Annotated in this window: 23 protein-coding genes; 15 read left to right on the forward strand and 8 right to left on the reverse strand. The window is 43.2% G+C overall.

Annotated elements, in window-relative coordinates; translation table 11 throughout:
* Positions 1–195: 195 nt before the first annotated feature.
* From lplA to F9817_RS08950, 8 genes are all read left to right on the forward strand, one after another.
* A complete protein-coding gene (lplA, locus tag F9817_RS08915; protein ID WP_161154617.1) occupies positions 196–1,215 on the forward strand; it encodes a lipoate--protein ligase in 1,020 nt (339 codons plus the stop codon).
* 69 nt (positions 1,216–1,284) lie between these two features.
* Positions 1,285–1,821, forward strand: a complete 537-nt coding sequence (locus F9817_RS08920; protein WP_161154618.1) for a GNAT family N-acetyltransferase — start codon at positions 1,285–1,287, stop codon at positions 1,819–1,821.
* Positions 1,822–2,255: 434 nt separating this feature from the next.
* Positions 2,256–2,663 (forward strand): OsmC family protein, encoded by a 408-nt coding sequence (locus tag F9817_RS08925; protein WP_161154619.1) that lies wholly within the window; start codon positions 2,256–2,258, stop codon positions 2,661–2,663.
* Positions 2,664–3,284: 621 nt separating this feature from the next.
* Positions 3,285–4,160 carry a transporter substrate-binding domain-containing protein gene (locus F9817_RS08930; RefSeq protein ID WP_161154620.1) on the forward strand — a complete coding sequence of 292 codons (876 nt, stop codon included), beginning with the start codon at positions 3,285–3,287 and terminating at the stop codon, positions 4,158–4,160.
* Positions 4,161–4,247: 87 nt separating this feature from the next.
* Positions 4,248–4,889 carry an amino acid ABC transporter permease gene (locus F9817_RS08935; RefSeq protein WP_161154621.1) on the forward strand — a complete coding sequence of 214 codons (642 nt, stop codon included), beginning with the start codon at positions 4,248–4,250 and terminating at the stop codon, positions 4,887–4,889.
* A 10-nt stretch (positions 4,890–4,899) separates the two neighbouring features.
* Positions 4,900–5,565, forward strand: coding sequence for an amino acid ABC transporter permease (locus tag F9817_RS08940; protein WP_161154622.1), 666 nt, complete (start codon positions 4,900–4,902; stop codon positions 5,563–5,565).
* Positions 5,558–6,319, forward strand: coding sequence for an amino acid ABC transporter ATP-binding protein (locus F9817_RS08945; RefSeq protein ID WP_161154623.1), 762 nt, complete (start codon positions 5,558–5,560; stop codon positions 6,317–6,319). The genes F9817_RS08940 and F9817_RS08945 overlap by 8 nt, the downstream gene beginning before the upstream one ends.
* 186 nt (positions 6,320–6,505) lie before the next feature.
* Positions 6,506–6,667: a methyl-accepting chemotaxis protein gene (locus F9817_RS08950; protein ID WP_345789720.1), complete on the forward strand. Its 162-nt coding sequence runs from the start codon at positions 6,506–6,508 to the stop codon at positions 6,665–6,667.
* A 49-nt stretch (positions 6,668–6,716) separates the two neighbouring features.
* Here F9817_RS08950 and F9817_RS08955 read toward each other — a convergent pair whose 3' ends face one another.
* Positions 6,717–7,478 carry a DeoR/GlpR family DNA-binding transcription regulator gene (locus F9817_RS08955; protein ID WP_161154625.1) on the reverse strand — a complete coding sequence of 254 codons (762 nt, stop codon included), beginning with the start codon at positions 7,476–7,478 and terminating at the stop codon, positions 6,717–6,719.
* 178 nt (positions 7,479–7,656) lie between these two features.
* Here F9817_RS08955 and F9817_RS08960 point away from each other — a divergent pair, with 178 nt between their 5' ends.
* On the forward strand, positions 7,657–8,631 hold the full coding sequence (locus F9817_RS08960) for a Gfo/Idh/MocA family protein (protein WP_161154626.1): 975 nt from the start codon (positions 7,657–7,659) through the stop codon (positions 8,629–8,631).
* Positions 8,632–8,685: 54 nt separating this feature from the next.
* Here the strand turns inward: F9817_RS08960 and F9817_RS08965 are convergent, their stop codons facing one another.
* Together F9817_RS08965 and F9817_RS08970 are read right to left on the reverse strand one after the other, a co-directional pair.
* The gene (locus F9817_RS08965) at positions 8,686–9,642 is read right to left on the reverse strand and encodes an LLM class oxidoreductase (protein ID WP_161154627.1); all 957 of its coding nucleotides are present in this window, start codon (positions 9,640–9,642) and stop codon (positions 8,686–8,688) included.
* Between the two features lie 22 nt (positions 9,643–9,664).
* On the reverse strand, positions 9,665–10,111 hold the full coding sequence (locus tag F9817_RS08970) for a nuclear transport factor 2 family protein (RefSeq protein ID WP_161154628.1): 447 nt from the start codon (positions 10,109–10,111) through the stop codon (positions 9,665–9,667).
* A 173-nt stretch (positions 10,112–10,284) separates the two neighbouring features.
* Here F9817_RS08970 and F9817_RS08975 point away from each other — a divergent pair, with 173 nt between their 5' ends.
* Entirely contained in the window at positions 10,285–11,208 is a 924-nt protein-coding gene (locus F9817_RS08975) for a LysR family transcriptional regulator (RefSeq protein WP_161154629.1), read from the forward strand.
* Positions 11,209–11,258: 50 nt separating this feature from the next.
* On the opposite strand, the gene F9817_RS08980 is transcribed toward F9817_RS08975, so the two are convergent.
* Positions 11,259–11,882: a DsbA family protein gene (locus F9817_RS08980; protein WP_161154630.1), complete on the reverse strand. Its 624-nt coding sequence runs from the start codon at positions 11,880–11,882 to the stop codon at positions 11,259–11,261.
* Between the two features lie 156 nt (positions 11,883–12,038).
* Here F9817_RS08980 and F9817_RS08985 point away from each other — a divergent pair, with 156 nt between their 5' ends.
* A complete protein-coding gene (locus F9817_RS08985; protein ID WP_161154631.1) occupies positions 12,039–12,929 on the forward strand; it encodes a LysR family transcriptional regulator in 891 nt (296 codons plus the stop codon).
* Positions 12,930–13,190: 261 nt separating this feature from the next.
* Complete coding sequence (locus tag F9817_RS08990; protein ID WP_161154632.1) at positions 13,191–13,541, forward strand: hypothetical protein; 351 nt, start codon at positions 13,191–13,193, stop codon at positions 13,539–13,541.
* A gap of 124 nt (positions 13,542–13,665) precedes the next feature.
* Here F9817_RS08990 and F9817_RS08995 read toward each other — a convergent pair whose 3' ends face one another.
* A complete protein-coding gene (locus F9817_RS08995) occupies positions 13,666–14,835 on the reverse strand; it encodes an iron-containing alcohol dehydrogenase (RefSeq protein WP_161154633.1) in 1,170 nt (389 codons plus the stop codon).
* A 202-nt stretch (positions 14,836–15,037) separates the two neighbouring features.
* Positions 15,038–15,541, reverse strand: coding sequence for a (R)-mandelonitrile lyase (locus tag F9817_RS09000; RefSeq protein WP_161154634.1), 504 nt, complete (start codon positions 15,539–15,541; stop codon positions 15,038–15,040).
* 449 nt (positions 15,542–15,990) lie between these two features.
* On the opposite strand from F9817_RS09000, the gene F9817_RS09005 reads away from it, so the two are divergent.
* Complete coding sequence (locus tag F9817_RS09005) at positions 15,991–17,103, forward strand: alkene reductase (protein ID WP_161154635.1); 1,113 nt, start codon at positions 15,991–15,993, stop codon at positions 17,101–17,103.
* A gap of 268 nt (positions 17,104–17,371) precedes the next feature.
* On the opposite strand, the gene F9817_RS09010 is transcribed toward F9817_RS09005, so the two are convergent.
* Together F9817_RS09010 and pdxR are read right to left on the reverse strand one after the other, a co-directional pair.
* Entirely contained in the window at positions 17,372–18,133 is a 762-nt protein-coding gene (locus tag F9817_RS09010) for an SDR family NAD(P)-dependent oxidoreductase (protein WP_161154636.1), read from the reverse strand.
* A 111-nt stretch (positions 18,134–18,244) separates the two neighbouring features.
* Entirely contained in the window at positions 18,245–19,750 is a 1,506-nt protein-coding gene (pdxR, locus tag F9817_RS09015) for a MocR-like pyridoxine biosynthesis transcription factor PdxR (protein ID WP_202436405.1), read from the reverse strand.
* A gap of 206 nt (positions 19,751–19,956) precedes the next feature.
* Between pdxR and F9817_RS09020 the strand changes: the two genes are divergently transcribed.
* Positions 19,957–21,333, forward strand: a complete 1,377-nt coding sequence (locus F9817_RS09020; RefSeq protein ID WP_161154640.1) for an aminotransferase family protein — start codon at positions 19,957–19,959, stop codon at positions 21,331–21,333.
* A 421-nt stretch (positions 21,334–21,754) separates the two neighbouring features.
* The gene (locus tag F9817_RS09025) at positions 21,755–22,612 is read left to right on the forward strand and encodes an alpha/beta hydrolase (protein WP_161154642.1); all 858 of its coding nucleotides are present in this window, start codon (positions 21,755–21,757) and stop codon (positions 22,610–22,612) included.
* The last annotated feature ends 12 nt before the right edge of the window (positions 22,613–22,624 follow it).

Below are 22,624 nucleotides of genomic sequence, written 5' to 3' on the forward strand. Positions count from 1 at the left end.
CAGAGCTGTAGTTGTCATTCTTCGTAGACAATCGATAAAGTGGTTATCAGGATTGGTATCACTATGAAAAATCGGTAGTATACCCGCGTACAGAATTTTCATCATTGGTATCTCTGAACCTCTATGGTTTCTAGTAAAGCAATATCAACTGGTGTTGTGTTGACAGCCAATGTAACCCTATTTTAGGCAACGAATATGACCAAAACCCGCATTCTAATCTCTCAATCGACCAATCCCTGGTTCAACCTTGCCGTAGAAGATATTATTTTTCGCTCGATGTCTGCTGATCAGCGGGTACTCTTCCTATGGCAAAATGCTGATACCGTTGTCATTGGTCGTGCTCAAAACCCGTGGAAAGAGTGTAAGACGGATAAAATGGAACAAGATGGGGTGAAATTAGCTCGCCGACAAACTGGCGGTGGGGCGGTGTTTCATGACTTAGGTAATACCTGTTTTACTTTTATGGCGGGAAAACCTGAATACGATAAAGCGGTGTCGACCCAAATTGTACTCAACGCGCTCGCAAAGCTGGGGATTGATGGTGAAGCAAACGGCCGCAATGATTTAGTCGTTAAAGATGAGAACGGGATTCGCAAGTTTTCTGGTTCTGCTTACCGTGAAACTATTGACCGTGGCTTCCACCATGGCACCATTTTAATGAGTGCGGATATGACGCGGTTGGCTAATTATCTCAACCCAGACCCGAAAAAACTGCAAGCCAAAGGAATTACTTCGGTAAAATCTCGGGTGATTAACTTGAATAGTATCGTTCCAGAGATTGATTACTCGATGATCTGTGATGTGATGATGCAGGCCTATAAAGAATATTACAACAGCGCTGATGTTGACGTGGAATATATTTCTCCTGAAGCCTCATCCACCTTACCGGAGTTTGAGACAAAGTTTGCCAAACAGAGTAGTTGGGAGTGGAATTTCGGCAGCACTCCACAATTTAATCACCAGCTCAATGAACGATTTGGATTTGGCGGGGTAGATGTTTATCTTGATGTGGTCCATGGTGTGATTGAAAAAGCGCAGCTGTACACGGATATGTTAGACCCTTTACCCATTGAACATTTCGCCGCGCAGATGCAAGGCGCTCAGTACAGTGAAGTGGGTATTCTGCAAGTGAAACAACACGTCATTGCACAATACCCTGCTGAACAAGAAATATTGGACGAACTTTGCGCCTGGTTGATTACCCAAATTAGTTAACATTGTCGCGACCTTATTTCCCCAAGTTTTATCGTTGAGCTTGGGGCGTTTTTTTAACAGGAAAGAAAAATGATAATACATTCACCGCGGGTCATCTTGCGCCCTATTAGCGTTGATGATACGGATGAATTTTATGCATGGGGATGCCAGTCCGATGTTACGCAATTTAGCTTATCAGCATACCGTTATCCTCAATCGAAAAGGGATGTAGAGCAGTGGCTTACATCAATAAACCAAGATAAACGTACGATTTCTTTTGGAATAGTTGAACCGCACAACCAAACCTTAATTGGGTTCGCTGGGATCGCTTCGATGAGTACCCTTAATCGCAGTGGCGAGTATTTTATCTTAATAGGTAATAAAGAATATTGGGGGCAAGGATTAGGCACTGAAGTGACAAAACTGGTGGCACGTTATGCTTTTAAAGATATTGGGTTACATCGGTTAAGTTTAACTGCATTCGCTACAAACCCTGCAGCGATTAAGGCCTATGAAAACGCCGGTTTTCAACACGAGGGAGTTTTACGTCAGTCTGGTTTTCGAAACGGAACATTTCACGATAAAGTCATGATGTCATTGTTAGCAACAGAACAACCCGCAGAGTAATGACCCACCTCGTATTATTGAGCTTTGCTTGTGTTCGCTGGTGAAGCTCTGCATTCTGTATTTCACGACCATTTGAGGGATATACTCATTAAATTGCCTCTGTTAACTGATTGCTTACTTGTTCAGTTGATATTTGTTTTTGACTTCAACGTTCACAAAAAATTCTTATTTTAATGTACCAATAAATAATGAAACCGCGTTCATGGTCTGTTATTATTCGCGGCTTTATGCGCACGCCGCTCCATATCAGACAAAAAGTTCAAATTTTAAATAGGGACTTTTTATCTGCTAAGCAGTTAATGGTTAGATGTGGTGTGCTGAATTTTTATAATCTCCCTCTTAAGAGGGGATAATGTTGTATGTTGAACCTGTCGTCAGGTGTATTCATTAGTTGCAGCATTTAGCAGTGTAAATAACCCTAGGAGATGGCTAATATGAGCGTTAGCGTCGAGTGGCAAAAAGACTACCAATTTGATGTCGTGACTGATCAAAATTTTACTTTTACGATTGATGCCAATAGCGAAAAGGCACCGAGTCCAACGGATGTACTACTTTCTTCATTGGGTAGTTGTTGCGCTAGTGATGTAGTAGCAGAGTTGCGTGCTAGAGGCGCAGAACTGTTTGGTTTGAAGACCACAATGTCTTACAAGCTGACGGACACAGAGCCACGTGTATACGATAGTGTGAATTTACACTTTGTCATTAAAGGTACTGGAGTCAATGAAACGATGGTGACAGAGGTAATAGAAAACTCGATCGAACATCAATGTCATGTGTGTCGTATGTTGAAATCTTCTATGAGTATTACCTATACCTATCATTATGTGAAATTAGCGGCCTAATTTATTCGGTAATCTAGCGTAATAACGTCAACATAAATCCTCCGTAATCTATCAAATACCCTCACATTGAAGTCAGCAATGTGCGGGTATTTTTACACATTGTTGTCGAGCAGTACGCTTTTCTGGCCGAACTGCAGAAAACTGTTTGGCCTATTACTGGGTTTGGCATTTGCAATTGAGATGATTAATGTCATGTGTTATTACCACACCTTAATGATGCGTTAATTCCTGTCTACGCAAATGAGACCAAGATACAGCGTCCAGAGCATTATCAACTCCCCTAATAATGGGAGGTTAGATCATTACTGATATACAACAGTTGGCATTTAATAGCAGCCTGTATAGCATAGCCGCGTTTAGCCCTTATACGGGGTTGAGTTACACTTCACATCGAATCAATCTTTTGAGACACATTAACTAACTTCTTGTCTTGTATGATTAATATCCTTCTGGCCCTATTTTTTAACACTGGCCCCATAGAAGAGATGATTGGCCTTAATTTCATTTTTTTTTGGCTCTATGCCAATCTTCTCCTGTCAGTAATAGTGAAAGCATGTTGTTTAGTAATACTAATTGTTATGAGCATTCATGACATAAGGATAAGGTCCACAGGAGGTGGTTATGAAATTAGTAAATCAACAGCTTAAACGTATAGGCCAATTAACTCTTCTCTCTCTTGCATTAGGTAGCTTCGCTGCACACGCCAATGATCTTCCCCAGATCAAGGAAAGTGGCGTATTAAAAGTCGCAACTGAAGATAACTACGCACCATTTAACTTCATGAATGACGGTAAACCTGACGGTTTTAACAAAGACATGCTTGATGAGTTAAAAGTGTATGCCAAGGACAAAGGCTTTAAAGTACAACAAAGCATTATGCCATGGACAGGTCTGCTTGCTGCCGTTTCATCAGGTCAATATGACGCTGCGATTACTGGCGCGAATGTCACCGATCAACGTTTGAACGTATTTAACTTTGTAAACCCTCTTGCGACTGCGCAAAACTACTTTGTCAAACGTAAAGGTGATGACAGCCTTGATAAAATTGAAGATTTAGCAGGTAAAACTCTAGGTATTCAAGCGGGTAGCGCACTGTTAGCTCGTCTTCCTGAACTTGAAGATATGTTAAAAGAAAAAGGCCTTAAATTGGGTAAAGTGGTGCAATACCAATCTTACCCAGAAGCTTATGCCGATTTAGCTAATGGCCGTTTAGACTATGTTATCAACGCATTGATTTCTATCAATGACTTAGTGAACAAACGTCCGGACGTGTTTGAAAAAGGTCTACCGGTTTCCGGAAAAGGTTTTGTCTCCTGGCCTGTTCCTAAAAACAGCCCAGAACTTTTGAAATTCCTAGATGGATTCGTCGAGCATCTTAAACAAACTGGCAAACTGTACACACTACAGAAAAAATGGTTTGGACAAGAGTTCCACGACGTTCCAGCTCAACCGATTACTAACGTGGCTGAATACCACAAGTTAGCCGGCCTTAAGTAAGTCTCGATCACGTCAATCATATCAAGAAAACCATCCGGCTCAGCCCTTGGGCCGGAATATCAGAACAAAAATAAGGAGCACGACTAGATGGATTTGAGTGCTTGGATTCTATTATTGAAAGGTGCTGTGACAACAGTTTGGATTTCCGGTGTCGCGATTATTATCGGAGTATCACTAGGGTTGTTGATTGCCATTGTTCGTCAGAAGAAAATTCCTATTATCGACCAATTACTGGCTCTATATATCAGTATTGCTCGTTCCACCCCATTAGTAACATTAGTTTTGTTTATTTTTCTTGCCATGCCGGCGTTAGGATTACAACTTAATGTTACCGTTGCCGCCATTATGTCTTTGGCATTAAATACGGCAGCATTCAATGCCGAAATCTGGCGCTCTGCAATTCGTAACTTCTCAAAAGATCAAAAAGAAGCAGCGTTTGCCTGTGGTATGACGGAATGGACTTTTTTCCGCCATGTCATGTTACCTCAAATTATCTCGGTAAGTTTGCCTCCTTTAGTGAATGAAATGTCTTTCCTGATTAAAGGTAGCCCAGCCGTCGCTATTATCGGCTTAGTCGATCTAACTCGTGTAACCAACCGGATTTCTTCAGTGACCTATGAACCACTGTATCCAATCTTAGGGGCTGGCTTGATTTATATGATTATCGTTGGCCTGCTAGTGAAAGCACAATCAGTTGCCGAAATTAAAGCTCGCCGTTTAGCGATGTAAGGAGAGTCAAATGAATGAATGGGCAGAAATATGGAATGCTAGGGATCTTTTCCTACAAGGGTTTGAAGAGACTCTGTATCTATTTGGTATTGCGGCCGTCATTGGCTTTTTCTTCGGCATATTATTGCTTTATATTTTAGATGCTGAAATTCCATATTTAAGTCGCGGTGTACGTTTTTTCATGACATTTATGCGTACATTGCCATTTCTAATCCTTGCGTACTTATTGTATTACGGATTAGGTCAATTTGGTTTTCGTATGGAAGCGGAAACCGCAGGTTTGGTGTCACTGATTGTTTACCATGGAGCCTACTTTTGTGAGATTCTCCGAGGCCAACGTTTGGTGATGTCTAAAGGTTTGATTGAAGCTGCACATGCACACGGATTTCGTCATCACCAAACCTTTTTCTACATTGTTTTACCCAATGTAGTGCTTAACGCACTACCTCTACTGGGCAACCAGTTGATTATTACGCTCAAAGATACAGCATTCCTCTGTATTATTACGGTACAGGAAATTACCGCATCGGCGAATAGTGTTCAGTCAACTTACTTTATACCGTTCAAGGCATTCCTCGTTGCTATTCTGCTTTACTGGATTGTTGGCCTAGCGATAGAAAACGGCATTAAATTACTTGGACTGATTGGTAAGAAAAAAGGATTTTATCATGCATAACGACTCTGCAATTGAAGTACAAAAACTTTCAAAACAATTTGATGGTATTGAAGTATTGCGAGATATCAACCTAACCGTTAATCGCGGTGATGTAGTGAGTATCCTCGGCTCTTCAGGTTCAGGTAAATCAACGTTATTACGGTGTATGAACTGGCTTGAGACACCAGACAAAGGCAAAATTTATGTGGGTGACGAGCGCATTGGTGTTCGCGATGAAGATAACTTGCCGATGTCTAATAAACAACTAGCCAAAATACGTGAACGAGTAGGCATGGTATTCCAGAACTTCAATTTGTGGCCACATTTAGACATTTTACACAATGTGATGCTGCCGCTGTTGAAAGTGAAACATATGAAAAAGCCAGAAGCAGAAAAAGTCGCTCTGACTCAGCTGGAAAAAGTAGGGATGTTGGATAAGAAAGACGTCTATCCTATAACGTTGTCTGGTGGTCAAAAACAGCGTGTCGCTATTGCGCGTTCTTTGGCACTTAGCCCTGACGTCCTACTATTTGATGAACCGACGTCTGCACTTGACCCAGAAAGGGTGGGTGAAGTTCTTGGTGTGATGAAACAGTTGTCTCAGGAAGGCTATACCATGGTTGTGGTGACGCATGAAATGGATTTTGCTCGTGCTGTCTCCGATCAAGTGGTGTTCCTGGAAAAAGGCAAATTGATTGAGAAAGCACCACCAGAAGAATTCTTTAATAATCCAAAATCGGATCGGGTCAGACAGTTCTTAACGTCTTTCGCTTAAATTTGATTGAGTAAAAACCGCCAAGTGTGACTTCACTTGGCGGTTTTTTGTTTGGCCCAGCAAAGCTGGAAAAGTCGTCCACTTGAAATAAAGCGGAGTCACCCTGAATAAGGGAAAGACAATCCCAATGGCAAGTTAGAATTTAACAGTTTTGTTTCTAAGTTGAATAGCCTAATTCGAGAAGTTGTGAGCTTAAGTACTCAGGTAAAAGGCATTGCTGAACAAACGAACTTACTGGCTTTGAACGCGGTAATTGAGGCAGCATGTGCTGGTGAGCATGGGCGAGTTGGTTGGCAAGTTGAATCTATAACGATGAAAGGGCTTGCATTTGCTAGCCCTTCGCTATGAATCTCAATCGGTTTACGAGGCCGGATGGATAGTGTGAATTCAGTGTTGGCTACGATGCTATTTCGTCCAGCATAATCAATTCCACGTCATGTTGTTCAATTTGTTCAAGCAGATTTTGGGGCGGTTTTTTGTCGACGATTAGGCAATCTATCTGCTCCCAACCACAAGATTGATACATTAGCTGGGTATTGAACTTAGCCGATGTACTAATACAGATCACTTGAGTCGATTGCTCTGCCATGGCGAGTTTAAGCCGTGCATCCATCTCGCTATTGGTGGTTATCCCTGCGTCCGAGAGCGCGCTAACGCCAATAAACGCGCGGTTGGCACGATATTTACGGATATGTTCAATCGTCATTTCACCTAAAATGGTGTGAGAGTAATCATCAAATCCACCACCGAGTACGCATTTGCGAATTTGCGTTTTGTTGGTCAGTTCGGTCACACATTCCAGTGAGTTAGTGATGACACTCGATTCCACGTCAAGAAAACTGGCTAGTAAGCTATTAGTTGTCCCAGCATCCAAAAAGACGACGTCATTTTTTTCTATTAAAGAAGCGCCAAATTCAGCCAGTTGTTGTTTGCCAGGGTCGGGTTCACTACGTTGAGAAAAGGAGAGATAGCTTTTGCTTTCGTTAAGAATCGCTCCACCACGAATACGCAAAATTCCCGGCTGAGATCCTAACTTCACTAAATCACGACGGGCGGAGTCGTAGGATATATTAAAGTGTTCACAGATAAACTCTAAGGTCACTTTACCGTGATTACGAATATAGGTTGCTAGTTCGATTAAACGCTCGTCTTGGGTCATTGCTGGTTACTCATCACTTATCTTTGCAGATTATCATAAGGTTTTGTAAGTGATTGTGCACTATTTTTATCTTTATACTGGTTTGTAAGTGGTATTAATAGATTACATTGACTTATGCCTTAAGATGTTGGATATTGGCACTTAACGTATTCGTGAATGTAAGTGAAGGTAAGTTTTTATGCGTATAGGTGTGGTAGGGGCAGGTAACATCGTCAACATGTGTTTGGATGCTTTGGCACAAATCGATGACGTAGTGTGTGAAGCGTTGTGCGTTCGCGAAGCGAGTAAAGCCAAAGGGCAACAGCTGTGTGATCAATATGCGATTAACAAACTGTATACCGATTACGCAAGCATGCTGACGGATAGCCAGATTGATTTTATCTATATAGGCATTCCTAACAATATGCACTTTGACTATGCGCTTCAAGCCCTGAACGCAGGCAAACATGTCGTGTGTGAAAAGCCATTTACCACCACAGTAGATGAACTCAAGACATTGACTGAGTTAGCAAAACAGAAAGGACTGTTTTTGTTCGAAGCCATTACGAATATTCATTCACCTAACGTGAAGCTATTTAAGGAAAAATTGCCGCTGATTGGCGATATTAAATTGGTTCAAGGTAATTACTCTCAACTTTCAAGTCGTTATGCAAGCTATCTGAAAGGGGAAGTCCATCCTGCTTTTGATCCGAAAGCATCGGGTGGTTCGTTATACGACATTAATATTTATAACATCCACTTGGCTTGCTTCATGTTAGGTGCGCCAACCTCGATTCAATATACGTTTAATCGTGGATTCAACGGTATCGATATGTCGGGTGTGATGATGATGCAACACGAGCAGGCAATCTCAATCTGTGCGGGTGCAAAAGATTCCGACAGTGAAGGGCGTTTTGTGGTTCAAGGCGACAAGGGCTATTTGGCGATCAAAGGCATTCCGAATGTGGCTGCTTCGTTTGAACTCTGCTTGAAAGGTGAGGAAGTACAAACTTTCAACGTGAATTATGCAGAGAACCATATGGTTTGCGAATTCGAGGACTTTAACCACATGTTCAAAGAGAACGACTTGGAAGGATGTTATCGCTATCTTGACCACTCATTAGAAGTGATGAAGGTATTGCAGGTGGGTAGAGAGCAAGTTAACGCCGCCTGATAGCGTTGTGACGGGAGTAGTGACTTGCCACTCCCGTTAGTTGCCTTGTCGCGTTTAACCACGCTTAAGTGCGGGTAACACGTGTGTTCCCATTTCATCAATCACCGACTGTGCACTGCGCTGCGACGGTTTGAGATTAAGAGCCACATGGCTGACTCCTAACTCTTGATGTTTCAGCAGGCGTTCAATGAGCGCATGACGACCAATTCGCACCACGTTGTAAAAACGTTGGTAAGGTGCGTCCGGATTGTCGGCCAAATCAAAAAAGGTCGCGTAGCCATATTTGGGTGGGGTTTTATCCTCAGCCGCTATTTTTAATGAAGCGTTGATCTCTTGGATCGCACGTTCATCATCGACAGACCAAATCCAAGCATCCATATTTTGAGCTAGCCACTCGATTGGTTGGCGTGAACGTCCTACGGCCATCATTGGAATTCGCCCATGAACCGGTTTGGGATGAAGGTCTAGGTTTCCGGTTAAGTTACCGTAAAACTGACTATTCATTCGCGGATAATGCTCTGTATGCAGACATTGAATCATCTCGATTGAATCCCGATAACGTTCTGCACGCTGTTCAAACTCCACGCCGAACGCTGGGTATTCTGTCGGACGGTCTCCCGTGGATAAGCCCAAAACGAAACGTCCATTGGTTAGCATATCGACAGAAGCCGCTTGTTTCGCAACCGAAATTGGATCGCGTAATGGCAATACGATGCCTGCCGTTCCTAAGGTAATCTCTTTGGTCAAGGCACTTAAATATCCCGCATACACAAACGGATCGAGAAGCTGTGCTGCATCACCAAAGTTTGGGTCGTAAAACGGAACGTCCCGTAGCCAGATACTTGCAAACCCGGCATCTTCGGCGGATTTAGCAAGCTGTTGATGATCATTCAGCGTTGGAAATGGCGAGTTAGGATACGCTTCGATAGGGGTGAGCAGTCCTATCGATAGCTTGTTATCGGCAAACACTCGGGTAAAACTGCGTGGCAGTACCCTATTATTATCATTCATGAAGGTGACTCGCTTAATGTGTTTATTGTTCCGGCCAAACCACGTCTAGCTCGCTATGAGCAATACGCCATTCGCCATTCACACGAACATATTGATCCACATAATGACCTAATAAAAGGAATGGGTGCTGTGCTTGTTCACGGTCAGTCACAAAGTCCAATAGGTAGCAGCTACCATGGGCATGATCTTCATCGACCAAAGTAATGGTGTGGTTTGTCACGGCATGGACAAAAGGGAAATGCTGACGTTTTTTGGTATCAAACAGATGGTAAGCGTCTTTGAGGCTTTGTTTGATTTCTTCAATCCCTTTCATCGATCCGACAGTCACTTTGACTTCGGCATCTTCGATAAAGACTTCATCCATTTTCTCTGCTTGACCGCTGTCTAACAGTTGGCTGTAACGTAGACGCAGTTGGCGGATCTCTTCGCGATCAAGTAACGCATTGATTCGTTGTGTGTTATTGGTCATGACCTATACCTCATCTATAAAAGTGAACGATTTATCGTATGAAATGGCCATCTAACATCATTGGTGTGATAGACATTGGTAAACCGATAAATCTTGAACATGACTATTGTATTATTTTGTTTAAAAATGATAATGGAGTTTAATTTCCATTTATTTAGTCCTGTGGTTCTGTAATGAAATTAAATGAAACCCAATTCTCTGGCGTGATTGAATACGTTGAAACCTTAAGAACTGGCTCGTTTACGTCAGCGGGAGAGAAGCTTGGTTTGACAGGCTCTGCCGTCGGTAAAAGCGTGACTCGCTTGGAGCAGAAATTAGGAACTAAATTATTGCATCGCACCACGCGCAGTTTGACACCCACTCCCGAAGGTCAGCGTTATTTCGATGGTTGGATTGCGATTTTGGATGAAATCGAAAGCCTAGAGCAAGGGGTCGTCGCGGGGAGTATTAAAGTCTCTGGGCGACTGAATGTACATCTGCCTGCCGCATTCGGGCGTCGTCATGTGATGCCGGTGTTGTTGGAGTTGAGCAAAACCTATCCTCAGTTAGATTTGGCCGTGGCATTTAGTGAGCGTCGTATTAACTTAGTGGATGAAGGGGTCGACTTAGTGGTACGCATTGGTGCTTTAGAAGATGATGCCGATTTGGTCGCAAGATGTTTAGGTCGCCAACGACTTGTGGTCTGTGCCAGCCCCGAATACCTCAAACGCAAAGGTACACCGCAATCGGTCAACGAACTCTCTGGGCATGATTGCATTTTGGGTAGTCAGAGAAGCAATCAACCCGCGTGGTTATTTAAACGGCGTAATGGCGAGGGCTTCTCGCAAGTGATCCGTGGGCGATACAGCTTTACTGATGGTGACGCGATGTTGTCGGCGGTGCTGGAAGGTATGGGACTGTCTCAGCTGCCTACTTGGCTTATAAAAGACCATCTTGCGACGGGGGCTTTGGTGACGGTATTGGATGATTTTGCTGGTGCAGAAATGCCAATCCATGCGGTTTGGCCCCGTTCTCGATATTTAAAACCAAGACAACGAGTGGTGATTGATGCTTTAGTCGCTGACGCAGAAAAGGCGACGTCTGTGTATCGAATGTAGTTTTTTAGCGAGCTGCTAAATGGCCAATGCCCTAAGGCATTGGCGTCGGATTATTTCACCAGCGAATCCAAAAGCTGATGCCACTGCTCTTGTTTTCCATAGAATTGCTCGTGAGGCAATTTAATGAATTGATTGTTGATATTGGCAATTAAAGTCGGGTAACCAGAGACAGACCAGTGTGCCATCAATTCATGGCTATCTATTATCTCTAGCTCAATGTGGTCGGCGCTCTCTTGCATTTTGCGTTGCCATACAACTTCATCCAGCCCAAAGCGCTGTGCCAGTAAAGTGAGGGTTTCTTCATCAGACACCACCAAACCTTCTTGATAATGAGCCGTTTGAATGGTTTTGATCATTTTATATGCTTCGATACCCATCGATTGTGCGACCGAGATGGCGCGAATCGGTAAGTAGGAATCCAAAATGAAAGGCTGCTTGCTTTTTAAGCGCTCAATGTAAGCTTCACCGAAAGATGCCCCAGTCAAAGCGGCGATGCGGGGATCGGCCAGCAGAACATGCTGCTTAAAGCCCTCGGTAAGCGCTTTTCTTTCGATCATCCCGCCAGGGTGATACACCAAGGTAAATTGTGGATGTTCGGCAATGGCCTGAATCAACGAGGTCGCGCCGTAACACCAGCCACACATAGGGTCATAAAAATAATGGACTTCATTCATCTTGTTTTCTCCTTAAGATCGATACGCTCGCAGTGTTGTGCTTTGGGCTTGGACACCTGTTTTAGTTGCTGCGTTATGTCACTACTATAGAAAATTGATTCGCTCAGATAAATATATCAATATAGACAATAGTGTTTCTTCAATCGTACAAATAAGATGGATAGATTAACTGCCGCCAAGGTTTTTGTAGACGTAGCACATTCTGGTAGCTTTACCGATACCGCAGACCGATTAAATATGTCTCGTCCGATGGTGACGCGCTATGTCGAAGCGCTGGAAAACTGGTTGCAAATGCGCTTATTGCACCGTACCACCAGACGAGTCACGCTAACAAAGGTGGGGCAACAGAACCTTGAGAAAATCGAGAATTGGTTGAATGTGGGCGAAGCGCTTACTGATGTGGTTGGAGATGCGACCCTGTTATCAGGGCAGATTAAAGTTTCGACCAGTATGTCGTTTGGTTTTGCGCAGTTGGTGCCAGCAACCAAACATTTTATGCAGTTGCATCCTGAGATTAACATCGAGATATTTGTTGATGACTCTCATAACGATCTGGTTGAGCAGCAGATCGATTTATCCATTCGTATTGCCTCTAATCCAGACCGCTCGCTTATCGGTAAACCGATTGGCACATGTCGCTCCTTGCTGGTGGCTTCACCTGAGTATCTCAATCACGCAGATCCCGTTGAAAAGCCAACTGATTTGTTACGGCACTCTTGTTTGGGTTACAAACATTTTGAACGTCATACATGGCATTTAACCAATGGCGAACAGTATGAAGCGATTGAGATAAAACCAAGGTTATCAGCAAATGAAGCGACGGTGTTAAGGCAAGCCGCCTGTGAAGGGATAGGCATCTCTTTACAGCCCACTTATTTGGTGGCAAACGAGCTAGCGTCGGGACAATTAGTACACATTCTTCCCGAGTGGAAACCCAATGACTTACAGATCTACGCGCTGTACTCCTCGCGTAAGCATCTTTCATCCACTACCAGAGCGTTTATTGACTATTTGGCGGACTATTTTCAAGAGTCTTTATCTCTTTAATTAGCAGCAGCTTAGAGATCGATAGCGGATTATGGGTGTATGGCGCTCGAGCTCTTCTTACTTTTAATACTAATGTCATAAGTGGCTTATCTCTGTGGTCTTTTCTTATAAAAAGCGAACTAGTTAACTATCAATAACGTGTTCATAGGCTATGGTTAAATCAGTTTTATAGCTCAATACCTTACGTTACTTCCTTTCACTATCTGTGATGACAACGCTAAAAAGCGATCTGTTTTGGCCCTCTTTTGGAGAGTTTTTAGTATGACTAGGTACGCTAACACATGGTTTAAATCTCTTAAGAATGAGTTGATTAATCGAAAAAACGACAAGCCAACAGTCAGTACTCAGCATGAAAAAATGCCACTGATAACTCAGTTGGGGGCGCTCTTTAATGCGTTGAAATCTGGAGTGATCTTTACGCTGTGCTTGTACGGTATTCTTTTTGTCGCAGCGGGATTATTAGCATTTGAAGGTGAAGGGAGTTTCTACGAACAATGTGATCGTATCTTTACGACGGATATGATGGTGGCGATTGCTTCATTGGGTGCTATTGCAGCGCTTATCTCATGGCTGAGTCATATCTGGGCAATGCCCAATAGGAGGCGAAAATGAGTGAGCATTTAGCGCTTCCTGCCAACTTTGTTCTATTAGAAAAGAAAAGCCAGCAATATTACATTTGCTGGCTTTTGATTTTATCGACCTAAGTACATTGCGGTTTTATCTGACCATGTCAGGCTTAAAAACACGCTTCCAGTACTTGTTGAATTTCTTGTGTAGTGATTGCGTGGTAACCGCCACCAAGAATGATGGTGGATTCTGCAATCTTAGGCAGCATTTCTTTCGTTGCGCCCAGTTCTTCTAGAGACGTCACAATGCCACACTCTTTAGTAAAGGCTTCTAGTGCATCGATACCCGCAAGAGCGATCTCTTCGTCTGTTTTACCTTGTGCAGAAACACCCCAAACTTGAGTCGCGAAGCGAACGAATTTTTCTAGGCCAAATTTGTAGATTAGGCGGTAGTAAGGCAGAGAAATCGCCGCTAGACCCATACCGTGAGCACAGTCAGTATAAGCACCTAATTGGTGTTCAATCATGTGTACTTGCCAGTCTTGTGATTTAGACAGACCAGTTAATGTGTTCAATGCTAAGGTCGCATTCCACATTAGGTTAGAACGAGCTTCGTAGTCTTGTGGATCTTTTAGCGCAACACGTAGGTTGTCGATTGAAGATTTAAGCAGACTTTCGATTACGTAATCGGTGGTGTTCGCGCCTTTATCAGAGAAGTACTGTTCCATCAGGTGAGACATGGTATCGAATACACCGCTGACCATTTGGTATTGAGAAACAGTGAATGTGTACTCTGGGTTTAGGATAGAGAATTTAGGGAATACGTGTGCAGGGAAAACACGACCTGCTTTGTATTTGGTCTCTTCGTTAGTGATAACTGAACCACCGTTCATTTCTGAACCCGTACCTACCATGGTAAGGATAGAAGCAACTGGAACCACTTCATTATCAACGTCTTTGAATTCACACCAGTATTTTACAAACGGGTCTTGATCTTCACAGTAAGCAGAAACAGAAATGCCTTTCGCACAGTCAATAACAGAACCGCCACCGACAGCAAGAATCAGGCTAACGTTGTTTTCACGAACGATTTTTACGCCTTCGCGCATTTTTTCTAGAGTTGGGTTAGGCATAACACCAGACAGTTCAACGACTTTTTTGCCCGCTTCTTCTAGGATAGCGACAACTTTGTCGTACAGACCATTCGCTTTGATTGCGTTACGACCATAAACCAACATCACGGTCTCACCGAATTTAGGTGCTTCTTCTTTGAGTTTTGCTAGTGAGTCTTTACCAAAGTGAATGGTGGTTGGGTTGTAGTAAGAGAAATCTAATTGCATTGTCACACTCTTCTTGTTTGATGAGTTATCAGCCTTTTGGTGTGATGGTGGATGCTCATCACTGGCGACCTATAGTGCCGTTATCAAGGCATTATTATTGGATAAATCTATATCGGATGTATCCGTCGATGTGGGTATATTACGAATAACTAATGAATTGGTTAATATCCAATCATCCTTGATCATTGCCTAAAATTCCAAATCAATGGATCTTGGTTTGCGCAGCCGCTCGATACTCTTTGTCTGAAACTTTTTCTTTCCAAACCACATTTTGGCCTTTTTCATCGGATGCGGTCACGACAAAATGTGTCATAGAAGCATCAGGAGTCGCTCCGTGCCAGTGATCAATACCTGGTGGACACCAAACGGCTTCACCTGAACGGAATTTAACAACTTTATCATCTCTGGTTACTGTCAGTGCCGTACCTTGAGTGACGATCATATGCTGACCTGCGGGATGAGAGTGCCAAGCGGTTCTGGCCCCTTTATCGAAGGTAACGAATGCGCCAGAGTAATGAGCGATTTCGTTAGCTGGGAAAGCCATTTTGACATGAACTTTTCCTGAGAAGTACTCGGCAGGACCTTCAAACTCGCCTTGGTTTTCAGCAGTGTAAAGTGATTGTTCAGCTGCTAGCGCCTGAGTGGCGGTGATGCTAAATAGCATAGCTACGCTAGTCAGTAGCCATCCTTTAATTCGTCGTTGCATGATGATTCCTTATCGATTGATGAACTAGAACGTATCTCAACGTGTTGACTGCAGTCCGTTAAGATATGACTAGCTTAAGGGGGCATCATGTAAGTCGTTATCTTGATAATCCAAGATTGTTGCCTAATTGATTTAACCAAGACATTGTTGTGTAACAATATGTAACAATGATGAACTAGTCGTTCAAACATGGCCATGCTGCGCATGCTTTGTAAATATTCTGTCGTTAAACCTCATTAATTCTTTATTTACACCTCTTTTATGGAATTTTATTCCACAGTCAATCAACTTTTAGCGGGTTTATCTTTACACGATAATTGTGGATATTGTTGCAATCATTACAAAGAGATAGCACATAGTTCCCTGCTCATGTTGCTCTCTCTGAGTCAGAATCAAACCGATGATGTGTCAACATCATTTACACACTTTGCAATAAAAGCGGAAATAACATGATGAAATTGTTCTCTCCAATAACGATGGGAAAACTTGAGCTCAATAACCGTATTGCTATGGCGCCGATGACCCGCGCTCGAGTCAATAACCCATTTGATGCTGCCGACGACGATACCGCGACCTATTTTGCGCAGCGCGCTTCTGCGGGACTGTTGATTACAGAGGGCTCACAAATCTCCAAACAAGGTCAAGGTTTCCTCTTCATTCCAGGTATTTACAGTGAAGAACAAGTGCAAGGTTGGCAAAAAACCACTCAAGCCGTGCACGCCAAAGGTGGCAAAATCTTCATTCAAATTTGGCACGTAGGCCGCATGTCGCACACCTCACTGCAACCCAACAACCAAGCTCCAGTGAGCTCTGTGGCTGTGAAAGCAAAAGGCACCTGTTTTGCTTATGATGAACAGGATAACCCGGGCAAAGTTGACGTATCAGAGCCAACAGCATTAACACCAGAAGGCATAGAAGCCATCAAACAAGACTATGTTAATGCGGCAAAAAATGCGATTCGTGCCGGTTTTGATGGCGTCGAAATTCACGGTGCAAACGGTTATCTGTTAGAGCAGTTTATCAATGCGGGTTTGAACACCCGTGATGACCAATACGGCGGTCAAACCATTGAAAACCGTCTGCGTTTGACACTCGAAGTTGTCGATGACATTGCTGCGGCCATTGGTTCAGACAAAACCGCTATTCGTATAGCTCCATTTGGCCGCTTTAGCGATATGCCGGCGTTCGAAGGTGAAGAAGAGACTTGGTTAGCTTTGGGTGATGAGCTAAACAAACGCAATTTAGCGTACGTTCACCTAAGTGAACAAGGCACCATTGGTGATGCGTTTACCATTCCGAAAGGATTTACGACTAAATTCCGTCAACACTACAAAGGCATCATCATGATTGCGGGCGGGTTTACTAAAGAAACAGCGGAAGAGTATATCCAAAGTGGTGATGTTGACATGGTCGCTTTTGGTCGCCCTTATATCGGAAACCCAGACTTAGTGGAACGAATGCAAAACAATTGGCCATTAGTAGAAGCCGACCGCGCTATCTTTTACGGTGGCGATAGCCATGGTTACATTGATTTTCCTGCATATCAGGTGGAAAGCGCCTAGTTCTTCGCTAATCTTTAAAGCCCCTACAACAAGGGGCTTTAACCGTACTGGAATTTTATAAGGAGGAATTTTATAAGGACACACGTGTTTAGCTGTGCCGAAAAGGTTACAACAGTGTCAGAAATACTCAAGGTATAGATTACGCGGGAATATGAATAACAAGCTGAGACGATGTTGAACCCACAATAGCCGTATACGATGTTCGTACGTACGGTTCTATGAGAGGGATGAGGCGATAACGCCTCACCCTTCTGGATGTTTCAAGTCATTATGACTGACGTTTTACCGTAAATGGCGACCAAGCTTGCGTGGTTGGCATGATCTCTAAACGGTTGATACAGACATGGGGTGGCAACGTTGCGAGATAGAACATCTGTTCTGCTATATCGTCAGCAGATAAGGCGTTTGCTCCTTCATAAAGTGCATCAGAGGCGGCTTGATCGCCTTTTGTTCGCACCAAGGTAAATTCGGTTTCAGCCAATCCAGGTGCCAAATCCGTCACTCGTACACCGGTGCCAAGTAAATCACAGCGTAAGTTGTAGCTAAATTGCTGAACGAATGCTTTTGATGCACCGTAAACATGACTACCCGGATAGGGCCATTGGCCCGCGATCGAGCCGACATTAATAATAGACGCGCCTGCACCTGTTTCGATCAAACTTGGTAGTAATGCATGAGTCACATTGACTAAACCGGTGATGTTGGTATCTATCATGGTGTGCCAATCAGAAAGGTCAACGTTTTGTGCGGCTTGTGGCGCTAACGCTAACCCTGCATTATTTAACAGGGAAGTAATAGGTAAGAAATCCTTTGGAAGTGCTTCAACGACAGCGTTTACAGCCGTCGAGTCACGAACATCTAGAACATGTGTATAAACGTCTGTTAGGGAGCTCAGTTCCTGTTGCAGCGTATCTAAACGCTCTTGTCGGCGTCCACATAAAATCAGTTTCCACCCCGCTTTGGCAAAACGATGAGCAGCAGCGCGACCAAATCCAGAGGTTGCGCCGGTGATAAATACTGTCGAAGTCATACTGGGTCCTTTAGTTGAGCAGTTTAGGTTATGGTGAATTGGTGTTATTAGGATAAAAATACGGGATGTGCGCAAGGCAACATCCCGTGATGTATGATTAAAAACGTAATGCTATGAAAGCCAAAACGTCTCATTCTCTTTGGCCTGTTGACGAATAATTTGACTCAATATTTGAATGCCAACGTCGATATTTTCGGCTTTGATCGATCCAAACCCTAAGCGCATATAGTGATGGGTAAGCTTTTCTGGATTCATAAAAAGAACGTCGCCATCTTCTGCTATTACGCCTTGCTCTCGGGCCAATTTTGCTACTTGTTTACTTGATACGCCTTCTGGTAGGCGGAGCCAAAAGGCACTTCCGCCTAATGTATCTGAGGTAATACATTCAGGAAGGTGGGTTTCAAGTGCTTGGCGCAAACATTGCCACTTCTCACAATAAGCACGCTTAATTTTGCCCAAATAGGTATCAAAGTAGCCCAAGGAGATAAACAAAGCGCAGGTGCGCTGGTTATTGGAAGGTGGATGACGAAACATTAAACGGCGCAATTGGCGCGCTTGTTTTATTAGTTGTCGGTCGGCGACCATAAACCCGATACGTAAACCTGGCGATAACGATTTTGATAAACTCCCAACATAGATCACACGGCCATTTTTATCCAAACTTTTTAAGGAAGGATGCGGTTTTTGGTTGATGTTTATCTCGCTGTCGTAATCATCCTCGATGACAACAAAATCATGTTTGTCGGCATAAGCAAGTAGCTCCTCTCTACGTTTTAGTGACATTGTCACATTAGTCGGAACTTGATGACTTGGTGTTGCATAGACATAGTCGCAACCTGTTAACTCGGGCGTTAAAGCAATGCCTTCATGGTCGATACGTAACCCTTGAACCTTTGCATGGAAGGTTGAGAAAATATGTCGGGCATCTGGATAACCAGGGTCTTCAATCCCCACGGTCGATTGTGCATCAGTAAGCAATTGTGCCAAAATAAACAACGAATTTTGCGTTCCTATCGTTAATAAAATCTCGTCGCTTTCTGCAATGATGCCGCGTTTACTCAACACATTTGTTTGTAACTGCTTAATTAACATTGGATCATCGTCGTCCACGTGATCCGCTAACCAATCTTTTATAACATTGGTGCGTTGAGCTAAGCGGCCACATTCACGCCAATGACTAGCAGGGAAAAGGCTTTCATCCGGTTGACCATAAATAAATGGATAGGGGAAGTCTTGCCAGTTCTCTAACTTAATTCGACTACGCTGTCCTTTGAAGTCACATTTAAACTTTTTGCCCCAATCTGGTGCGTTGTGTGCATTTTGGTGCACACAGGTTGCCAGTTTAATGAGTGGCACTTGTAATGCGTCGATCTCCGGATTGGCAAAAAAGCCACTGCGTTGATGGGAAACGAGAAAGCCTTCATCGACTAATCGCTCATATACTAAAACGATAGTATTGCGTGATACATTGAGCATTTGTGCGAGCTTTCGACACGATGGTAGCGCTTTATCCGCAAAGATCCCTTGATGAATTTTTTCCAGTAGATGTTCTCTGATCTGTTCTTGGAGGCTTCTATCAGGAGAAAATTGAATGTGAATTAGGTGGTCATTCTTCAAAATCAATCCCTCGATTCTTCTTGTTTTTATACGTAAAAGCACAATATGTGCCAAATGCGCATATTTACTCATTGCTTATGCTGATATAAGCAATAAGTAACGTATAAAAGTGGTGCTAAAAATATTGAAAACTGGACCTAATCGGTTGGATAAAATTGCTCTAACGTGAAATTTTCGCGTTCGATATCAATGAGGAGTATGACGAAATGGAATTATCGTCAGTCGCACCGATTGCCGCAATAGACCAATCGGTAGAAAAGGACCAACAATGTGTGTGGCACCATATGATGCAGCATGCGAATCATACAGCACCTATGTTTATAAAGGGTGAAGGTAGCTATTTATGGAACGATAAAGGCGAACGTTATCTCGATGCGGTTGCTGGTGGTGTATGGTGTGTTAATGTCGGTTATGGTCGAACGCGAATTGCTGATGCAGTAAGAGATCAGTTGGTCACTCTCAACTACTACGCCGGTTCTGGTGCCACACCTATTGCGGCAGAATTTGCAGATAAATTGTTGAGTTTTCTTCCTGGAATGAGCCGAGTGTATTACTCTAACTCTGGTTCTGAAGCCAATGAAAAAGCATACAAAATGGTGCGGCAAATCGCTGAGAAGAAATACAGCGGTAAAAAACATAAAATTTTATATCGCGATCGCGATTACCACGGAACCACGATTACTTGTTTAAGCTCTTCAGGCCAAGAAGAGCGCCGTAACCAATACGGACCATTCACTCCCGGTTTTGTCGAAATTCCACACTGTTGTGAATATCGCTCACAATATGGTGATGTTGAAAATTATGCTGAGCTTTCTGTCGCCGCTGTCGAGCAAGTAATATTGACTGAAGGCCCGGAAACCATTGGTGCAATTGTACTTGAGCCTATTACTGCGGGCGGTGGTGTGATTGTTCCTCCTCAAGGTTACATGAAAGGCATTGAAGCGCTGTGCCGCAAATACGATATTTTGCTGCATATCGATGAGGTGGTATGTGGTATCGGGCGCACAGGCAAATGGTTTGGTTATCAACATTTTGATATTCAACCTGATATTGTGACCACTGCCAAAGGATTAGCCTCAGCTTATGCGCCGATCTCTTGCACCGTGGTGACAGAAGAAATCTTTCAGTTACTGAACGATCAACCTCAAGAGCGTGAAAGCTATTTCCGTGACATCAGTACCTTTGGTGGTTGTACTGCAGGGCCAGCCGCTGCATTAGAAAATCTTAAGATCATTGAAGAAGAGCAACTGCTGGAAAACTGTGTCACAGTCGGGCGCTACTTAAAAGCGCAACTCACCTCTCTTAAAGATAAATACCCATTGATAGGCGATGTTCGCGGTGAAGGGTTATTCATTGGTTTGGAATTAGTCACAGACCGTGTAACAAAAACGCCCGTTGATGAGAGTGTGTGCATGAAGTTGGTTGCTCTCTGTTGTCAAAAAGGTGTGATGATTGGCCGAACTAACCGTTCGTTTATCAAATACAACAACACGTTATGTTTGAGCCCAATGTTAACCTTGTCCAAAGAACAAGCGGATGAGATTGTGACCGCTATTGATTACGCATTTGCCAATCTTGCTTAATCGTGTTTAACGGCTTTATCTAACCGAATGGGTGTCTCATCCATTCGGTTTTTCTTTACAAGTCATTGGTTAAAAACAATAAAATAGCCATTTTTATAAGGACACACGCGCTTAGGAGCTAGGAGTTTTATAAGGACACACGTGTTTAGTTGTGCCGATAAAGGTACAAGGGGGTGAGAAGTTCTCAAGGCGTCGGTTACGCGGGAACATGAACAACAAACTTAGACTAGCTCGCGTCTTAACATCGAAATACATTAATAAATTGAGTAGATTCACTGAATTAGAGTAATTTATCTAACTTTGGATTTATTATGCTACAGTATTAATATCAATTTAACTGCTGTGGACGCCTATTATGTTTGTGAATCAGGTATCTATAAGGAACCAAGCGTGTGATTTGTATGGGGAACTTATAGTACCAGTGAATGCAGATTCAATTGCTTTAATCCTTCCTGATTCAGGCAATATCGATCGTAATGGTAATAAACCAAATAATAAGCACAATTGCTTGCAGTGGTTGGCTGAAGCACTTGCAACGATGGGGTATGCTTCGCTGCGTTATGATAAACGCGGTGTAGGAGCAAGTAGCTTTCATGAGCTGGATTATCAACAGATGAGTTTTGATGATTTACTTCAAGATGCAAAATCATGGGTGGAATTTATTGCTTCTCGTTATTCTGAGCTACGTAATGTCATATTAGTGGGTCAGGGGGAAGGGGCTCTGATCGCCACATTGGTCGCTCAGTTGCCCATGGTTAAAAAGGTGATTGCTATTTCCGCTCCGTCTCTTAACACCTATCAATTGCTTTCTCTACAAGTTTCTATGTTTCCACGCCCGTTTCGTACCCAAGCTGAGACGATGTTGAACCATCTCTCTCAAGGAAGATTGGTGACAAATGTCCCTGAAGCGCTTGAAGCTTTATTTAGCGTTAATCAGCAACCGTATCTTATTTCTATTATGCATCATGAGCCTTCGCAAATGGTCGCAGGGTTAAATGTCCCTCTATTACTTGTTTATGGCAGTCATGATATTGAAGTCGGAGAGTTAAATGGGTTAGCGTTAGAAGAAGCCCAGCCTAATGCCGTTTATCATTGTATTACTGGAATGAATCATGTGCTAAAAACAGTCGGAGAAGATTATGATTCAAATGCGGCTTCCTATCATAATCCCTATTTACCCTTATCGAGTGGCTTTCTTCGCGTGATTCGGCGGTTTTTATCAAGCTCACACGATGTGTCATTGAGAGCCAGCGGTCCAAAGAAGTTGGACCGCAGCTAATTGATGATTGAG

The organism is Vibrio eleionomae (genome assembly GCF_009874545.1).
Classification (GTDB): domain Bacteria; phylum Pseudomonadota; class Gammaproteobacteria; order Enterobacterales; family Vibrionaceae; genus Vibrio; species Vibrio nitrifigilis.